Origin of the sequence: Bradyrhizobium diazoefficiens, from assembly GCF_016616235.1 — a bacterium.
Classification (GTDB): domain Bacteria; phylum Pseudomonadota; class Alphaproteobacteria; order Rhizobiales; family Xanthobacteraceae; genus Bradyrhizobium; species Bradyrhizobium diazoefficiens_H.
Map to the genome: position 1 here is coordinate 1,134,397 of NZ_CP067100.1, position 15,843 is coordinate 1,150,239.

The following is a 15,843-nucleotide window of genomic DNA, read 5'->3' on the forward strand; positions in this document are numbered from 1 at the left end:
AGCGCGCCAATCTGTGTATGGTGCGCCCCGCGTAGTGGGGATTTCGTCGTGACGTCAAAGTTTCGCCCGGCCGGCTCGGGGTGGGCCATCATTGTCTTGAGCCTGAGCGCGCTCGCGCTGGCCGGCTGCGGCCGCAAGGGCCCGCTAGACCTGCCGCCGACCGCCTCCAGCGCCTCGACGGCCAATGTCGCAGCGCCGACCGACACCGAGACCGAAGCCCAGAAGACGCCGAGCGTGTTCAATCCCACCTATGGCGCGGACGCTGCGCCGGCGGCGCCCAAGGGCAAGAAACGATCGTTTATCCTCGACCCGCTCCTGGACGAATCTCCCGGCAAGAAATAAGCCGGGCAACCGAGCCAACGCCATGAACCATTTCGACTACCGCAACGGCGTGCTGCACGCCGAGGCGGTGAACCTGTCCGAGCTGGCCGCGACAATCGGCACGCCGTTCTACTGCTATTCGACCGCGACGCTCGAGCGGCACTACCGCGTCTTCGCGGATGCCTTTGCCGGCGAGAAGGTGCTGGTCTGCTACGCCATGAAGGCGAACTCCAACCAGTCGGTGCTGCGCACGCTGGCCAAGCTCGGCGCCGGCGCCGATGTCGTCTCCGGCGGCGAATTGAAGCGCGCGCTGGCCGCCGGTATTCCCGCGAGCAAGATTTTGTTCTCCGGCGTTGGCAAGTCCGAGGCCGAGCTGCGTGCTGCGCTCGCCGCCGACATCCTCTGCCTCAACGTCGAATCCGAGCCCGAGCTAGAATTGCTCTCGCGCCTTGCGACCGAGATGGGCAAGACCGCGCGCATCTCCGTGCGCGTCAATCCCGATGTCGATGCCGGCACGCATGCCAAGATCTCCACCGGCAAGTCCGAGAACAAGTTCGGCATTCCGATCGCACATGCTCGCGAGGTCTATGCCCGCGCCGCGAAGTTGCCGGGCATCGCGGTGACCGGCACCGACGTGCATATCGGCAGCCAGATCACCGATCTGTCCAAGATGGAGACCGCGTTCCGCATCCTCTCCGAATTCGTGCAGACGCTGCGCAGCGACGGCCACAACATCTCTCACGTCGATTTCGGCGGCGGCCTCGGCATTCCCTATTACATGGATCGCGAGGCGCCGCCGGCGCCCGGCGCCTATGCCGCCATGGTCAAGCGCGTCAGCCACAATCTCGGCTGCACGCTGATGTTCGAGCCGGGCCGCATGATCGTCGGCAATGCCGGCATCCTCGTCGCCAAGGTGATTTACGTGAAGCACGGTGACGGCAAGAACTTCGTCATCATCGACGCCGCCATGAATGATCTCATTCGCCCGACGCTGTACGAAGCCCATCACGACATCCTGCCGGTGATGCAGCCCGCCAAGGGCGCCGCCACCATCATGGCCGATGTCGTCGGCCCGGTCTGCGAGACCGGCGATTATCTCGCGCTCGACCGCACGCTGCCGGCGCCGAAGGCGGGCGACCTCCTCGCCATCATGACGGCCGGCGCTTATGGCGCGGTGCAGGCCGGCACCTACAACACGCGGCCGCTGGTGCCCGAGGTGCTGGTGAAGGGCGATCAGTACGCCGTGGTGCGCCCGCGCGTGGAGGTCGAGCAGCTGATCGCGATGGACACGCCGGCGCCGTGGCTGTGAGCCGCCGCGCAATCCTCGCGCACAAATACGCATTGGAAGGATAGCAGGACCGGCGAGCCTATGCGCGCCGGCCCTGCGTGTATGTCACGGCCCGTATTTCGGTGCCGGCTTCTGGTTGAAATCGTTCTCATCGGTGATGCAGGTGAAGTTCGCTGCAATGCTGGTGCTGCCGCTGCCGTTGTACTTGGCGACCTTCGGGAAGACACAGAGCGGCCGGGTCATCTGCACCGCCGGCGGCGTGTCATCGACGAACTTCGTGGCGAGGATCGTGTCCGGCGCCACCCCGCCCTCCACCCATTTGACCAGCGGTGTCAGCGCATCGAACGTGTTGGGGCCGGGCCCACCCGAGCAGTGATACATCCCGGGCACCATGAACAGCCGTGCGTAGCTCTGGGTCCGTCGCAGCGCCGGATTGCCATGTCCGTCGTCGTGGTCGGAGAACCCGGCGGGCTGGAAGCCTTGCTGGAATCCTGGGCCCTCATTCCCCACCAGGGCGAGGAAATAGTTGATGCTGCTCTGCGACGGGATCAGCGGGTCAGCCCAGCCGTGATACATCAGGAGCTTGCCGCCGTGCTCGCGGAATTCGCTGAGGTCGGTGCTGGTCGCGTTCAGCACCGCCGCGAGCTGGTCGTCGACCTTGGCGATGTCGTGGTGGAAGTCGAAATTGGCGTAATTGACCGGGCTTGAGGGGTAGCCGAAGTTCGGGCCGAACACCCAGTAGAACAGGCCGTCGAAGGCCGGCTCCGGCAGGCGCTCCTGGAACGCGAGGCCAAGCGCGCTGATGTCGTCGGTCTCGTTGCCGCGCTGGGAGCCCGGATTGATGATCTGTCCGTTCACCGGGTCGATCGTGCCGGCGTAATAGCGCTGCATGGTCGTGACCTGATCTGAAGTCAGGCAGGCCGGCGGCTGCTTGCCGCCGGTGCAGAGCAGGACTTTCGGATCGAAACGACAGTCGCGCGGATCGGTCAGGAACTGATCGGTGCTGGCGCCACCGTCCTGACCGACGCATTGCTTGAGCACGGCCTGGTTGATCAGCGTCATCTGGCCGGTCTGGATGAACCGGCCAGGACTCGCATGTGTGTTCTGCCAGCTGTAGAGACCGGCCATGTGCAGGTGGGTGCGGTTGAACGCGGCTGCGCCCGCAAGAATGCCGTCATAATCGGTGGGGAAGCGCTGCGCCTCCATCAGGGCGTTCTGGCCGCCGGTGGAGCAGCCAGCAAAATAGGCCCGTTGCGGCCGCTGCCCGTAGAACGCGTTGGCGATTTCCTTGCCGCGCACGGTCATCAGATGGATCGCGCGATAGCCGAAATCCTTGATTCGCTCGGGATGCCCGAACAGGCCGGTCGTGGGGCTCGCGGGATCGCCGAATTGAATCGCGAGAGGATTGCCCATGTTGCCGGCGGAGCCGCAGAACAGCGGGCTGCATCCCGATGACCCGGTGCCGAGATCGCTGTTGGTCGCGGCAAAGCCGGTGCGGATGCCGAGGGCGAGTTCGTTGTAGGTGATCACGCCCTGGAAGCCGCCGCCGCCGGTGCCGAGAAACCGGCCGTTCCAGCTGGTTTCAGGCAGCCAGACCTCGATTCTGATGCTGGAATCCGAGCTCGGAACCAGGGTCGCGGTGACGCGGCAAAACGCGGGAAGGCCGGTGATCGGGGCTGCGCCAGGCGGCACGAAGGTGCCGGTCGTGTTGTCGTCCGCCGAATTGATTACCGTGTGCTGCAGTTGCAAGGATCGAAGATTGGTGCACGGCGTCGCCATTGCAGGCGAGTTGCCGAATGCGACACAGGCAAACAGCGCCACGGTCGCACCGACAAGTAAGTGTCGATGACGCTTCATTCTGTCCTCCCTGATTTTTGCAGGCTTGTAGTGAGGGCAGGATAACGCACAAAGATCACAACTCAAGGATGAATGAGTGCGTCGGGCAAATCACAGCAGGCTCGCGCGATGGTTGTGAAGATGTAGCCCGGGCGGAGCGAAGCGCAATCCGGGGCTGTGCGTTTCGGCGAGAACCCCGGACTACGCTTCGCTCCATTAGGCTACGGGACTGTCATGCCTTCCCGCCGACCACGACGCCGGCTTTCTTCTCGATCGGCTTGATCGCGGCGGTGAAATCGGATTCGGCGCCTTCCGCGCTGATCACGGTCTCCCACAGGCGTCCGACCGCATTCGCAACCTCCATCGACAGGCCGAGCTGCTTCATCTCCTCCAGCGCCAGCCGCACGTCCTTCACCATCAATCCGGTGGCGAAGCCGAAGTCGAAGCTGCGCGGCAGCACCGAGCGCGGAAACTTGTCGCGGCTCGCGGTGTTCATGCCCGAGCCGGCATTGATGACGTCGATCATCACGGCGGGATCGAGCCCGGCCTTCACGCCCATCACCACCGCTTCCGATGTCGCCACCATCGCGGTGGCGGAGAGCAAATTGTTGGCGAGCTTCATGGTCTGCGCCGCGCCGGGCTTGTCGCCGATGAAGAACACTTTTCCGATCACGTCGAGCGCCGGCTTGAGCAGCTCGAACTCGGCCTTGGGCCCGGAGACCATCACCGCCAGCGTGCCCTTCTCGGCGCCGCCGACGCCGCCGGAGACGGGGCAATCGATCTGCACGATGTTGCGCCGAGCCAAGAGGCCGTGGATTTTCGCGGCCATCGCCGAGCCGACGGTGGAGAGATCGATGAAGCGTTTTGCGCGGCTCCCCTCGATCACGCCGTTCGCGCCTGTCGCGACCTCGAGTGACGCCTTGAGCGAGGGCAGGCTCGCCATCACGGTCTCGACCCGGTCCGCGACGTCCCTCGGCGATGCCGCAGCGGTCGCGCCGCGCGCCACCAGCTTGTCGGCCGCCTCCTTGCGCGTGTCGAACACGACCAGCTTGTGTCCCGCCTCGATCAGCCGCCGTGCCATCGGGAAGCCCATGTTTCCGAGGCCGATGAATCCGATGTCCATGGTGTTTCCCTGTTTCTTCGTTGTTGCTGTGAAGATGCTCGTTCCATCCCCGCTGCCGTCCCGGATCGGCGCTTCGCTGCGCTGCGCTTGTCCGGGACGACTGCGGAGAGGGGCGTCTCACGCTTTCCCATCAATCTCCGCGAACACTTCGCGCGCGATGCGAAAACTGTCGACGGCTGCGGGCATGCCGCCATAGATTGCGACCTGCATCAGGATCTCGCGGATCTCGTCGCGGGTGACGCCGTTGGTCAGCGCGCCCTTCAGATGTGCGCGAAACTCGTGCTGGCGGTTCAGGATCGCGATCATTGCGATGTTGAGCATGCTGCGGGTCTTGCGCGGCAGCTCCTCGCGGCCCCACACCGTGCCCCAGCAATATTCGTTGAGCATCTCCTGGAACGGACGGTTGAAGTCGTCGACGTTCTTCAGGGCATTGTTGACATAGGCTTCGCCTAGCACCGCTTTGCGGACTTCCAGGCCCTTGTCGTGCATCTTCTTGTCCATGGCGTTTCCTTCTTGTCTCCCTCACTCAGGGATGGCGCGCGGAAATTACGGGGTTGCGGCGAGCCAGTCACGTCCTCGTGTTATGCGGGAAAAGGGGTGTCTCCCGTACGGGAACGGATGCCTCAGTGCTGCCGTTGTGGTAGGCTTCTCTACCGGGCAACCTGGAGAGTTGATTGAACGGCGTCACCCCCGACCCGTCAGACCCGATCCGCAACAGTGACGCTCTGTCGCGGCTGAAGCTGGCGCAGGCCCTCGATCGGGCCATTTATGCCATCGCGTGGGAGCGTGCCTGGCCACATCTGGCGCGGCTTCTGACCGTCGTCGGCCTGTTCCTGGCCGTGTCGTGGGCCGGGCTCTGGCTGGCGCTGCCGTTCGTCGTGCGTGCGATCGGCCTCGTCATTTTCGTCGGCATCGCGATTGCCACCCTGCTGCCGCTGGTTCGTTTCCGCTGGCCGAGCCGCGAGGAGGCGCTCGCGCGGCTCGACCGCGGCTCCGGCATCCGTCACCGCCCGGCGACCACACTGACGGACACGCTGACCTCGCAGGATCCGGTCGCGCAGGCTTTGTGGCAGGCGCAGCGCGAGCGCACGCTGGCCTCGCTCAAGCGCATCCGCGCCGGTCTGCCGCAGCCGCGGCTGGCCATCCACGATCCCTGGGCGCTGCGCGCGCTGGTGATGGTGCTGCTGGTTGCGACCTTCTTCGCCGCCGGCGACGAGCGCGCGATGCGGCTGGGTGCCGCCTTCGACTGGAACGGCGTGCTGGCGCCGACGAATGTCCGCGTCGATGCCTGGATCACCCCGCCGCTCTACACCGGCAAGCCGCCGGTGATCCTGTCGGCCGCCAACAAGGAGGCCGCGGCGCTGCCGGCCTCCGGCCCGCTCGCCGTTCCCGCCGGCTCGACCCTGATCGTGCGCTCCTCGGGCGGCAGCCTCGATGTCGCCGTCTCCGGCGGCCTCAAGGAGGTCGCTCCCAGCGAGGCCACGCCGAAGGGCACCAGCGAGAAGCATTTCGCCATCACTGGCGACGGCACCGCGCATGTCCGCGCGCCCTCCGGCCAGCCGCAATGGGCCTTCACGGCGACGCCGGACCGCCCGCCAACGATCGTGCTTGCCAAGGATCCGGAACGCCAGGCCCGCGGCGCGCTTCAGCTCTCCTACAAGATCGAGGATGATTACGGCGTCACCGGCGCCGAAGCGCAGATCGGCCTGCGCCCCGCCAATGCCACGAAGGCGGATGCCACGAAGGACGGCGGCAAGGACGCCGACAGTAAGGCCGCCGCGCGGCCGCTGTTCCAGCCGCCGCAATTCCCGCTGGTGCTGCCGAACGCGCGCACCCGCAACGGCGTCGGCCAGACGGTGAAGGACCTCAGCGAGGATCCCTATGCCGGCGCCGACGTCACGCTGACGCTGACCGCGAAGGACGAAGCTGGCAACGAGGCGAGGAGCGAGCCCTTCAACATGCGCCTGCCCGAGCGTCTGTTCACCAACTCGCTCGCGCGCGCGCTGATCGAGCAGCGCCGCATCCTCGCGCTCGACGCCAACAAGAATGCGGACGTCTACGCCGCGCTCGACGCGCTGATGATCGCGCCCGAATTGTTCACGCCGGATGCCGGCTGCTATCTCGGCCTCCGCAGTCTGGCCTCGCAGCTCGAGGCGGCGCGCACCGATGATGCGCTCCGCGATGTGGTGTCGAGCATGTGGGCGTTCGCGACCACCATCGAGGACGACGGTGTCGCCGGCAGCGTCAACGCGGCGCTGCGGGCGGCGCAGGACGCGCTCAAGCACGCGCTGGAGCGCGGCGCCAGCGAGGACGAGATCCGGGTGCTGACGCAGAAGCTGCGCGAGGCCATGGCCGGCAAGGTGCGCGATCTCGCCCGGCGCGCCGAGCAAAATCCGCTCGGAGCCCGGCAGCCGTTCCCTGCGGAGGTCCAGCTCATCCTCGACAAGGCGATCGAGCTGCGACAGAAGACCCAGAATGCGACGCCCGAGCAGTTCGAAGAGCTGGCGCAGCAGCAGGATGCCTTGCGCCAGCAGCTTCAGGCCTATCGGAAGTCGGCGAACAACCGGGCCAACAAGGGCGAGGACGGGGCCAACCAGTTTACGCGGGACCGGAAATGCGGAAGCTAGCGCGCCTGCCAGTCTTGAAGGCGATCTCGATCGCCTGTCTCGCCGTCCTGCTGGGTGGCATCGCGCCTGCCGCTGCCCAGCTGGATCAGGATCCCGACGCGTTGCTCGACAGCGCGGAAAAGGCGATGCAGGATTCCGGCGACAGCCTTCGGCAGAAGGAATCCGGCAAGAGCCTCAACAACCAATCCGATGCGATCAAGAGGCTCGAGGAATACAAGCGCGCGACGGAACGGAGCCAGTCCTCCAATCGCGATCGCTCCGTCATCACGCAGCGCGATCTGGACGACCTGCTGAAGCAGATCGAGAAGGCGGCGAAGGAAGGCAATCGCGAGGCGGCGCAGCGCCTGCTCGAGCAGCTGGCGCAGATCATGGAAAATCTCCAGATGGCGCAGCCCGGGCAATCCGGCGACAGCGAGATGGAGCAGGCGCTGAACGAGCTCAGCGACATGATCCGCAAGCAGCAGCAATTGCGCGACAAGACCTTCAAGCAGGGCCAGGACTCCCGGCGAGACCGATCGCGCGGCAAGCAGCAGGGCGATCAGTCGATGTCCGATCTGCAGCAGGACCAGGAGGCGCTGCGCGACCGGCTGAAGAAGCTTCAGGACCAACTCGCCAAGCGTGGCCTCATGCAGAAGGGGCAAAAAGGTCAGAATCAGAAGGGCCAGCAGGGCCAACAGGGCGATCAGGGGCAGCCCGGCCAGAATGGCGATCAGGACGGCGATGACGATGACGACGGCGGTCTGGACGCCGCCGACGGTGCCATGGGCGACGCCGGCTCGAAGCTCGGCGAGGGCAATGCCGAGGGCGCCGTGGACTCGCAGGGCAAGGCTCTCGAAGCCCTGCGCAAGGGCGCGCAGAAGATGGCCGAGGCGATGCAGCAGGGCGATGGCGAGGGGCAGGGCGACGGTCCCGGCAATCGCGCCGGCCGCCAGCAGAGCGGCGGCAATCAGACCGACCCGCTCGGCCGTCCGCTTCATGGCCGTGATCTCGGCGACGACTACACGGTGAAGATCCCTGGCGAGATCGACGCGCAGCGCGTCCGCCGCATCCTCGAAGAGCTCCGCCGCCGCCTCGGCGAGAGTTCGCGGCCGCAGATCGAGCTCGATTATCTCGAGCGGCTGCTGAAGGATTTTTGATTCCGCACCCGGTGTCATCGCCCGCGAAGGCGGGCGTGCGCGGCTAGCGTCGCGCACTAGCCCTTCTTCGCCGCCAGCGCGTCTGCCACCGCGGTGCGGATGTCGGCGACCGAGAACGGCTTTGTCACGACGTCATGCACCAGCGCGTTGAGATTCGAGGCGCGCTCGCGCTGGTCGGCAAAGCCGGTCATCAGCAAAATCGTCAAGTCGGGAAAATCGCGTGCGGCCGAGAGCGCCAGCGCGATGCCGTCCATGATCGGCATCTGGATGTCGGTGAGCAAGAGATCGAACGTGCCGTCCTCGCGAGTGAGGATCTCCAGCGCCTCGGCGCCGTCCTGCGCGGTGACGATCTCGTGGCCGTCCATGGCGATGGCGCGCGCCACCAGCTGGCGCATCGAATCCTCGTCGTCGGCGATCAGGATTTTTGGCATGGGACGAACCTTCCCGTGCGGGATGTTTGCAGGCTGATTATACGCTGCCGCCGGCAATGTCGCGCCGGTTGAAGAAGCGAACGTCGATATTGCGGCCTTCCGGCGGCGGCGAGGCCAGGCGCGAGCGGAAGAAGGCCCGGTCGCCGGGCCGCAGCACGGTCTGCTCCAGCACGGTGTTCCAGGCATAGATCTCGGCGCCCTGCGCGTCGCGCACGGCAAAGCGCAGCCGCGGAATCTCGAGCGGCTTCTTGCCCTCGCCGACGATCACGCCCTCGATCACCAGCACCTGCTTGCCGTCCACGGTCTCGCTGGACAGCTTCACGTCCTTGAAGGCCAGCCCGCGCAGATTAACCTCGAGTCCGACCAATTTGTAGAACGCCGCGGTCTGCGGCAGCAAGTGCACCATGTCGCCGCGCCAGACGATCAGGGCCAGCACCAGCGCGCCCATGGCGGCGCAGGCGGTGGGCAGGCCGAAATGGGATTTTCGCGGTGCCGCGTCGGGGACAGGGCGGCTCACCCGCGCCCCGCGGCGGCTGAACAGGCTGCGGAACCAGGATTGGTGCTGCGCGCCGTCGACTTCCTCTTCGGCAGCCCGGGCCGCCGCCGTCCACTCGTCCTCGATCTCCCTGGCCTCGTCGGCCGGCCAGTCGCTGGCGATCGACGGGCTGTCAACGACCGGCGTATCCGGGACGCCGTCGTCCTTGGCGTAGGAGTTCCACTGCTCGGCGAGGTCGGACTGGTCCTCGGACTGGCTGGCCGCGGCCATGGCCGGAACGGATGCCTCCTCGATGGCATCGTCGGCATAGGCGACCCAGGTCTCCTTGCAACGGGAGCAGCGGACCGTCCGTCCGTTCGGCCCCAGGCTCGCGAGCTTGATGGCGTAGGATGTCGTACAATGGGGACAGACGATATGCATGGACACGGGCCTTGATGCACGGACTGGTCTTGATGATGCCCCCGACAGGGAGAGCCGGGCACCCCAAATGCTACAGGTCGACCGTTAACGAACCGGAAACCATAACGGCCGCACAACCCCTTGATTGCGTGTGTCGGGGTGCGCGGCGCCCTCTCGAACGGAGCTGAACGTGGTTCGGTTCGAAAATGTTGGATTGCGTTACGGTCTGGGGCCGGAAATTCTGCGCGACCTCAGCTTCCAGATCCCGGCGCATTCCTTCCAATTCCTGACTGGCCCGTCCGGCGCCGGCAAGACCTCGCTGCTGCGCCTGCTGTTCCTGTCGCACCGGCCGACGCGCGGCCTCGTCAACCTGTTCGGCCACGACATCTCGCAACTCGGCAAGGACGAGATCGCCGACTTGCGCAAGCGCATCGGCATCGTGCTGCAGGATTTCCGCCTGCTCGACCACATGACGACTTATGAGAACGTCGCACTGCCGTTCCGCGTCATGGGCCGCAGCGAGTCGAGCTATCGCAAGGAGGTCATCGACCTCTTGCGCTGGGTCGGGCTCGGCGACCGCATGGACGCGCTGCCGCCGATCCTGTCCGGCGGCGAGAAGCAGCGCGCAGCGATCGCGCGCGCGGTGATCTCGCGCCCGCAACTCTTGCTCGCGGACGAGCCGACCGGAAGCGTCGATCCGACGCTGGGCCGCCGCTTGCTGCGGCTCTTCATCGAGCTCAACAAATCCGGCACCGCCGTCATCATCGCGACCCACGACATCGGCCTGATGGACCAGTACGAGGCGCGGCGGCTGGTGCTGCATCAGGGACGGTTGCACGTCTATGAGTAGGACCGACGAGCGCGGCGTGCTGGTCGACCTCGGACAGGAGCGTCCGCAGCTTCCGGCCAAGGCGCGCAACATGTCGCCGATCGTGCCGCGCGCCTCGATCCACGGCCGCGCGCTGGTTGCCGTCGTCGCCATCATGAGCTTCCTCGCCTCGATGGCGACGGGCACCGTGCTGCTCGTCAGCGCCTCCGCCGCCGAATGGCAGTCGGATGTCGCGAGCGAGATCACCATCCAGGTGCGTCCGCAATCGGGGCGCGATCTCGAACGCGATACCGCGGCGGTGACCGAGGCAATGCGCGCGCAGGCCGGCATTGTCGAGGTCAGGCCGTTCACCAAGGACGAAAGCGCCAAGCTGCTCGAGCCATGGCTTGGCACCGGCCTGTCGATGGACGACCTGCCGGTGCCGCGTATGATCATCGCGCGCGTGCAGCCCGGCACGGCGCTCGATCTCGGCGCCCTGCGTGCCCGCGTGATGCAGGTGGCGCCGGGCGCCAGCGTCGACGATCACCGCGCCTGGATCGAGCGGATGCGCTCGATGACCAACGCCATCGTGCTCGCCGGCATCGGCATCCTCGCGCTGGTTATCGTCGCGACCATTATCTCGGTCTCGTTCGCAACCCGCGGCGCCATGGCGGCGAACCGCCCGATCGTCGAGGTGCTGCATTTCGTTGGCGCCGGCGACCGCTATATCGCCAATCACTTCCTGCGCCATTTCCTCCGCCTCGGGCTGGAGGGCGGCGTGATCGGCGGTGGCGTGGCCATGCTGTTGTTCGGCTTCTCCGAGTCGATCGCAGGCTGGTTTTCCGGTACGCCCGTCGGTGACCAGTTCGCCGCGCTGCTCGGCACCTTCTCGCTGCGGCCATCCGGCTATGTCGTGCTCGCGGTCCAGGCGGTGCTGATCGGCGCCATCACCGCCGCCGCCTCGCGCCAGACCCTGTTCGCGACGCTGAATGATGTCGATTGAGGTTTCTTCGCCTCTCCCCGCTTGCGGGGAGAGGCCGGAATTCGCGCTGAAAGCGCGGATTTCGGGTGAGGGGACTCTCCGCGAGTCCAACTGCTACCGTCCTCGCGGAGAGTCCCTCTCACCCCAACCCTCTCAGCGCGAGCGAAGCTCGTCGCGGCCCCGCATCCACCTTCGCCAAGGCTCCGGCGGACAGGAGCCGGGCGAGGGAGCGCACCACCTACGCGGACAGAGTTGTGGTCCGTTGCGTTTGCAGAGCCCAACAAACCGGACTCCACTTCGCCTCAAAACGTTCTAAAATCACCTCGGTAAGGGATCACCGACATCACATGACCTCAAGGGCCGACGATCGATCGCCGAAACTGCCGCGCGGCTGGCTCCGCGCGGCATTGGTATCGACGATCGCGTTCGCTTTCGTCGGCGCGGCGACTGGCTTCGTCGCTTTCCTGTCGCAATTGCGCGGCGCCGAGATCGCCCCAAGCCGCAAGGCCGACGGCATCGTGGTCCTGACCGGCGGCTCCTCGCGGGTACCGGATGCGATGGAGCTGTTAGCTGCCGGCTACGGCCAGCGGCTGCTGATCTCCGGCGTGCATCCGACCTCGACCGCGGGCGACATCTCCCGGACGCTGCCGGAGAACCAATCCTTCATGCATTGCTGCGTCGATCTCGACCGTACCGCTGTCTCCACCCGCGGCAATGCGGCCGAGACGCGGCGCTGGGCCGAGGGGCGCGGGTTCAAATCGCTGATCGTGGTCACCTCGAACTATCACATGCCGCGCGCGCTGGTGGAATTCTCGCACGCGATGCCCGAGACGACGCTGATCCCGTTCGCGGTGGTGGGCGAGAAATGGCGCGAGGAGCCGTGGTGGACCTCGGCCTCCACGTTGCGGCTGCTGTTGTCCGAATATGTCAAATACGTCGCGGCGGAGGTCAGGGTCCGGCTGGAGGATTTCGGGATTGACCTTTCGCCCGAGATGTCGGAGCAGCCTCAAGGCCAGCAACCGAAGCGGCCCGCCACCGCACAGGCCAATTGATCGGACTTTTCGATGTTCCTGATTTTCCTGCGCTCGCTCGTGTTCAACGTGCTGTTCTACACCGTGCTGGTGTGCCTCTCGATCGTGGCGCTGCCGACCTTCGCATTGCCGCCGCGCGCCCTGCTGACGGTCGCGGAATGGTGGGCGAAGGCGACGCTGTTTCTGATGCGCGTGGTCTGCAATATCAGGGTGGAATTCCGCGGTGTCGAGAAGATCCCGCAAGGACCGCTGGTGATCGTGGCGAAGCATCAGTCGTTCTGGGAGACGTTCGTATTGCCGGGCTTCTTCGATCGCCCGATCTTCATCCTCAAGCGCCAGCTGATGCAGATTCCGGTGTTCGGCCAATTCCTGGTCAAGACCGGGATGATCGCGATCGACCGCAAGGCCGGCGTGAAGGCGCTGCTCGACATGACGCGCCGCGCGCGCGAGGCGGTGCGCAGCGGCCGCCAGTTCGTGATCTTTCCGGAAGGCACGCGCCGCGCGCCGGGCGCGCCGCCCGATTACAAGACCGGCTTTGCGCAGATTTATTCGTCCTGCGGCGTAGCCTGCCTGCCGATCGCGCTCAATTCCGGCCTGTTCTGGCCGCGCCGCACCTTCATGCGCTATCCCGGCACCCTGGTGGTGGAGTTCCTCGATCCGCTGCCGCCGGGCCTGCCGAAGGACGAGTTTCTCAAGCGCGTGCAAGCCGCCATCGAGGAGGCGACTGCTCGCCTCGTCGAAGCGGGCCGGAAAGAGCAGGAGCAACTGATCGGCTCGGCGCCGAGCTACGCGCCGTCGGCGAGCTAGCGATTCTCGCGATCTTCGACCGGAGCCGGCGCGTGCAGCGAATGCGCATCACCATGCAGCATCGCCGCAAGCTGATGCAGCTGCGCATCGCGAAATCCCTCGGCCTCGATCGCCTTCACCGTCGCCGTGACGTAGTCGCGGTTGGCGCCGGACTGGCCGTGGCCCTGGATCACGTGGCGGTGCTGCTCGGCGAGCGACAGCCGGCCGGCATATTGGACATGGCCGCGGTCGACGACATAAGCGAGCGCGGAGACGCGCTGGCGCGCGTCGTTCTCGAGCCAAACCGAGCGCATCACCTCGCGATAGACCGAGGTGACCTGCTCGCGCGCGCGCAAGTAGGCGACGACGTCGGCGCGGTTCTTTTCAGCGACGCGGAAGGCGATGCCGCGGCAGGCACCGCCGCGATCGAGCCCGAGCACCAGACCCGGCTTCTCTGGCGTGCCGCGATGCACGAAGGAATAGACGCAGAGCGCGCGATGCTCGCCGACCAGCCGCGCCGGGACGCGCTCCTCGAATGCGAAGCCCGGCCGCCACATCAGCGAGCCGTAGCCGAACACCCAGAGCTCGCCCTTGGCGGTGGTGACGGAGGGGAGGGTGATTTCCGACATTTCGGGGCACGGCTACCAGAACTGGTCCCCCAAGCGAAGCGAATTCTCCGCCTTTCGTCGGGGGCCGGACCCGCTTACATTTGACAAAATCTGGGGTCAAAGGGTCGCCGCATGTCCGATATGACCGTTGCCGCAGGCCGGCGCTCCCGTTGGCGCCTTTTCATCGCACCCGTTCTCCTCCTGATCCTCGCCGTGGCGTGGAGCTGTTTCTGGTTCTTTGCGGCCTCGCAGGCCGAAGTGGCTGCTGACGCCTGGCGCGCGCAGGAGGCCAAGGCCGGCCGCATCTATGATTGCGCCAAGCGCTCGATCGCCGGCTTCCCGTTCCGCTTCGAGGTCCAGTGCTCCGGCGCCAGCGTCGCACTGGTGTCGCAGAACGCCAGCAAGACGCCGTTCACGGCGAAGCTCGACAACATCCTAGTGGTGGCCCAGGTCTACGATCCCAGGCACGTCATCGCCGAATTCTCCGCGCCGGCGACCCTTGTCGACGGCGTCACGCAAAACACCTTCGTGGTGAACTGGAGCAAGGGCCGGAGCAGCGTGGTCGGCCTGCCGGCGGTGCCGGATCGGGCGTCCCTCGTGTTCGACGATCCCAATCTCAACCGGCTCGACGGCAGCGTGCAGGTGCCGCTGGCGCGCGCCAAGCAGGTCGAGCTGCACGGCCGCCTCGCCGACGGATCGACCTCCGGTCATCCCGTGATCGAGACCGTGCTTCACGTCGCGCAAGGCAGCATCCAGGGCGTTCATCCGCTGCTCGCCGAGCCGTTCGAAGCGGACACGCGCGCGAAGATCACGGGGCTTTCCGACCTCACGCCCAAACCCTGGCCGCAGCGCTTCCGCGAGATCCAGGCCGCCGGGGGCCATATCGAGATCGTGCAGTCGCGCATCCAGCAGGGCGAGATGATCGCGGTTGCGGCCGGCACGCTCGGCCTCTCCGCCAATGGCCGTCTCGACGGCGAATTGCAGATGACGGTGACGGGCCTCGAGCGCGTGATCCCGGCGCTCGGCATCGAAAAGATGCTGGAGGAGGGCGTGCCGCAGGCGACCCTCGACCGCGTCGCGCCTGGCGTGAAGTCGCAGGACCTCAACAATCTGTTCGGCGCGCTCGACCGCGCCGTGCCCGGTCTCGGCAAGGTCATCAAGCAGAACGCCAATGCGGGCGTTGCCGCCGGCATCAATTCGATCGGCACCGAGGGCACGCTGGAAGGCAAGAAGGCGCGCAGCTTCCCGCTGAAATTCGTCGACGGCGCCGTGCTGCTCGGTCCGGTCAAGGTTGGCCAGATCCCGCCGCTGTATTGACCGCCGTAGCCGGATGAAGCGAAGCGAAATCCGGGATTCTGACCGCGGCTGACATTGTCCCGGATTGCGCTTCGCTCCATCCGGGCCACGAACTCACCACGAACCGTCGTCACGATTCCTTCCCCGGATCGTGATTGCACACGCGGGAATGCGGAGCCGCAAACGCCGCTCTCTCTCCATGTCGACCGCACGATGATGCGGTCCGCCCAGGCAGGAGAGACTACCATGACCAAGTCCAAGCTGTTCGTTGCCGCCGTCGCCATCTCGGCCGCATCGGTGACGCCGGCGCTCGCGCAGTGGCAGTGGCAAATGCAGGAGCCGGCTGCTTATGCCTCGATGTATCCAAATGGCGATCGCAGCCTCGCGAATCCCGCGACGCGGGAAACGATGGCATTCGTTCCCTCACCGAAATCACAGCGTCCCACGGTGATCCGCGCGACCAAGGGCAAATAGCCGGCATCCCCCTTGAGATCTGCGCGCCGCGGAGTTGGGCCCGGCCATGTCCCGGTCGGGCCCAATGCGCGTTGCGTCGCATGCGGTCATCGCGCGCGAGCGGATCGGAGCAGCCACCGAATTATTCCGAAAGGGAGCTTGAGAAAAACGTGATGCAGAAGATGCACGGGCCAGCGAATAACCGCCGCCGAATTCAAGTCA

16 protein-coding genes are annotated in these 15,843 nt (G+C 66.1%); 10 read left to right on the forward strand and 6 right to left on the reverse strand.

The genetic code is table 11. From position 1 onward, the window contains the following. The first annotated feature begins 48 nt into the window (after window positions 1-48). Window positions 49-342: an LPS translocon maturation chaperone LptM gene (lptM, locus tag JJB99_RS05375; RefSeq protein WP_200497749.1), complete on the forward strand. Its 294-nt coding sequence runs from the start codon at window positions 49-51 to the stop codon at window positions 340-342. 22 nt (window positions 343-364) lie between these two features. Next, window positions 365-1,630, forward strand: coding sequence for a diaminopimelate decarboxylase (gene lysA, locus JJB99_RS05380; RefSeq protein ID WP_200497750.1), 1,266 nt, complete (start codon window positions 365-367; stop codon window positions 1,628-1,630). Window positions 1,631-1,714: 84 nt separating this feature from the next. Here the strand turns inward: lysA and JJB99_RS05385 are convergent, their stop codons facing one another. The 3 genes from JJB99_RS05385 to JJB99_RS05395 form a co-directional block, all read right to left on the reverse strand. Continuing rightward, window positions 1,715-3,466, reverse strand: coding sequence for a tannase/feruloyl esterase family alpha/beta hydrolase (locus JJB99_RS05385; protein ID WP_200497751.1), 1,752 nt, complete (start codon window positions 3,464-3,466; stop codon window positions 1,715-1,717). A gap of 211 nt (window positions 3,467-3,677) precedes the next feature. After that, window positions 3,678-4,568, reverse strand: coding sequence for an NAD(P)-dependent oxidoreductase (locus tag JJB99_RS05390; RefSeq protein WP_200497752.1), 891 nt, complete (start codon window positions 4,566-4,568; stop codon window positions 3,678-3,680). 117 nt (window positions 4,569-4,685) lie between these two features. Beyond that, a complete protein-coding gene (locus JJB99_RS05395) occupies window positions 4,686-5,069 on the reverse strand; it encodes a carboxymuconolactone decarboxylase family protein (RefSeq protein ID WP_008567285.1) in 384 nt (127 codons plus the stop codon). A 173-nt stretch (window positions 5,070-5,242) separates the two neighbouring features. On the opposite strand from JJB99_RS05395, the gene JJB99_RS05400 reads away from it, so the two are divergent. Together JJB99_RS05400 and JJB99_RS05405 are read left to right on the forward strand one after the other, a co-directional pair. Next, window positions 5,243-7,195: a TIGR02302 family protein gene (locus tag JJB99_RS05400; protein WP_200497753.1), complete on the forward strand. Its 1,953-nt coding sequence runs from the start codon at window positions 5,243-5,245 to the stop codon at window positions 7,193-7,195. Next, window positions 7,183-8,331, forward strand: a complete 1,149-nt coding sequence (locus tag JJB99_RS05405) for a DUF4175 family protein (protein ID WP_200497754.1) — start codon at window positions 7,183-7,185, stop codon at window positions 8,329-8,331. The genes JJB99_RS05400 and JJB99_RS05405 overlap by 13 nt, the downstream gene beginning before the upstream one ends. Window positions 8,332-8,387: 56 nt before the next feature. Here the strand turns inward: JJB99_RS05405 and JJB99_RS05410 are convergent, their stop codons facing one another. Both JJB99_RS05410 and JJB99_RS05415 read right to left on the reverse strand, forming a co-directional pair. Next, window positions 8,388-8,762 (reverse strand): response regulator, encoded by a 375-nt coding sequence (locus JJB99_RS05410; RefSeq protein WP_200497755.1) that lies wholly within the window; start codon window positions 8,760-8,762, stop codon window positions 8,388-8,390. A gap of 37 nt (window positions 8,763-8,799) precedes the next feature. Then, on the reverse strand, window positions 8,800-9,678 hold the full coding sequence (locus tag JJB99_RS05415; RefSeq protein WP_200500054.1) for an MJ0042-type zinc finger domain-containing protein: 879 nt from the start codon (window positions 9,676-9,678) through the stop codon (window positions 8,800-8,802). Window positions 9,679-9,847: 169 nt separating this feature from the next. Here JJB99_RS05415 and ftsE point away from each other — a divergent pair, with 169 nt between their 5' ends. The 4 genes from ftsE to JJB99_RS05435 all read left to right on the forward strand — a co-directional run bounded on the left by ftsE (window position 9,848) and on the right by JJB99_RS05435 (window position 13,285). Continuing rightward, window positions 9,848-10,507, forward strand: a complete 660-nt coding sequence (gene ftsE, locus JJB99_RS05420; RefSeq protein ID WP_018646542.1) for a cell division ATP-binding protein FtsE — start codon at window positions 9,848-9,850, stop codon at window positions 10,505-10,507. Next, window positions 10,500-11,468 carry a cell division protein FtsX gene (locus JJB99_RS05425; protein WP_200497756.1) on the forward strand — a complete coding sequence of 323 codons (969 nt, stop codon included), beginning with the start codon at window positions 10,500-10,502 and terminating at the stop codon, window positions 11,466-11,468. The genes ftsE and JJB99_RS05425 overlap by 8 nt, the downstream gene beginning before the upstream one ends. Window positions 11,469-11,794: 326 nt before the next feature. Continuing rightward, entirely contained in the window at window positions 11,795-12,499 is a 705-nt protein-coding gene (locus JJB99_RS05430) for a YdcF family protein (protein ID WP_200497757.1), read from the forward strand. A 12-nt stretch (window positions 12,500-12,511) separates the two neighbouring features. Next, a complete protein-coding gene (locus tag JJB99_RS05435; RefSeq protein ID WP_200497758.1) occupies window positions 12,512-13,285 on the forward strand; it encodes a lysophospholipid acyltransferase family protein in 774 nt (257 codons plus the stop codon). On the opposite strand, the gene JJB99_RS05440 is transcribed toward JJB99_RS05435, so the two are convergent. Continuing rightward, a complete protein-coding gene (locus tag JJB99_RS05440) occupies window positions 13,282-13,893 on the reverse strand; it encodes a gamma-glutamylcyclotransferase (protein WP_200497759.1) in 612 nt (203 codons plus the stop codon). The genes JJB99_RS05435 and JJB99_RS05440 overlap by 4 nt on opposite strands. 111 nt (window positions 13,894-14,004) lie before the next feature. Between JJB99_RS05440 and JJB99_RS05445 the strand changes: the two genes are divergently transcribed. Further along, entirely contained in the window at window positions 14,005-15,189 is a 1,185-nt protein-coding gene (locus JJB99_RS05445; RefSeq protein WP_200497760.1) for a DUF2125 domain-containing protein, read from the forward strand. A 225-nt stretch (window positions 15,190-15,414) separates the two neighbouring features. After that, a complete protein-coding gene (locus JJB99_RS05450) occupies window positions 15,415-15,642 on the forward strand; it encodes a hypothetical protein (protein WP_200497761.1) in 228 nt (75 codons plus the stop codon). Window positions 15,643-15,843 lie beyond the last annotated feature (201 nt).

Bases quoted from the DNA above. Each gene is read 5' to 3' on its own strand.
- JJB99_RS05405 (WP_200497754.1), top strand. From the start codon at position 7,183: ATGCGGAAGCTAGCGCGCCTGCCAGTCTTGAAGGCGATCTCGATCGCC.
- JJB99_RS05445 (WP_200497760.1), top strand. From the start codon at position 14,005: ATGTCCGATATGACCGTTGCCGCAGGCCGGCGCTCCCGTTGGCGCCTT.
- JJB99_RS05440 (WP_200497759.1), bottom strand. From the start codon at position 13,893: ATGTCGGAAATCACCCTCCCCTCCGTCACCACCGCCAAGGGCGAGCTC.
- JJB99_RS05415 (WP_200500054.1), bottom strand. From the start codon at position 9,678: ATGCATATCGTCTGTCCCCATTGTACGACATCCTACGCCATCAAGCTC.
- JJB99_RS05435 (WP_200497758.1), top strand. From the start codon at position 12,512: ATGTTCCTGATTTTCCTGCGCTCGCTCGTGTTCAACGTGCTGTTCTAC.
- JJB99_RS05425 (WP_200497756.1), top strand. From the start codon at position 10,500: ATGAGTAGGACCGACGAGCGCGGCGTGCTGGTCGACCTCGGACAGGAG.
- JJB99_RS05430 (WP_200497757.1), top strand. From the start codon at position 11,795: ATGACCTCAAGGGCCGACGATCGATCGCCGAAACTGCCGCGCGGCTGG.
- JJB99_RS05410 (WP_200497755.1), bottom strand. From the start codon at position 8,762: ATGCCAAAAATCCTGATCGCCGACGACGAGGATTCGATGCGCCAGCTG.
- JJB99_RS05395 (WP_008567285.1), bottom strand. From the start codon at position 5,069: ATGGACAAGAAGATGCACGACAAGGGCCTGGAAGTCCGCAAAGCGGTG.
- lysA (WP_200497750.1), top strand. From the start codon at position 365: ATGAACCATTTCGACTACCGCAACGGCGTGCTGCACGCCGAGGCGGTG.
- JJB99_RS05450 (WP_200497761.1), top strand. From the start codon at position 15,415: ATGACCAAGTCCAAGCTGTTCGTTGCCGCCGTCGCCATCTCGGCCGCA.
- JJB99_RS05385 (WP_200497751.1), bottom strand. From the start codon at position 3,466: ATGAAGCGTCATCGACACTTACTTGTCGGTGCGACCGTGGCGCTGTTT.
- JJB99_RS05390 (WP_200497752.1), bottom strand. From the start codon at position 4,568: ATGGACATCGGATTCATCGGCCTCGGAAACATGGGCTTCCCGATGGCA.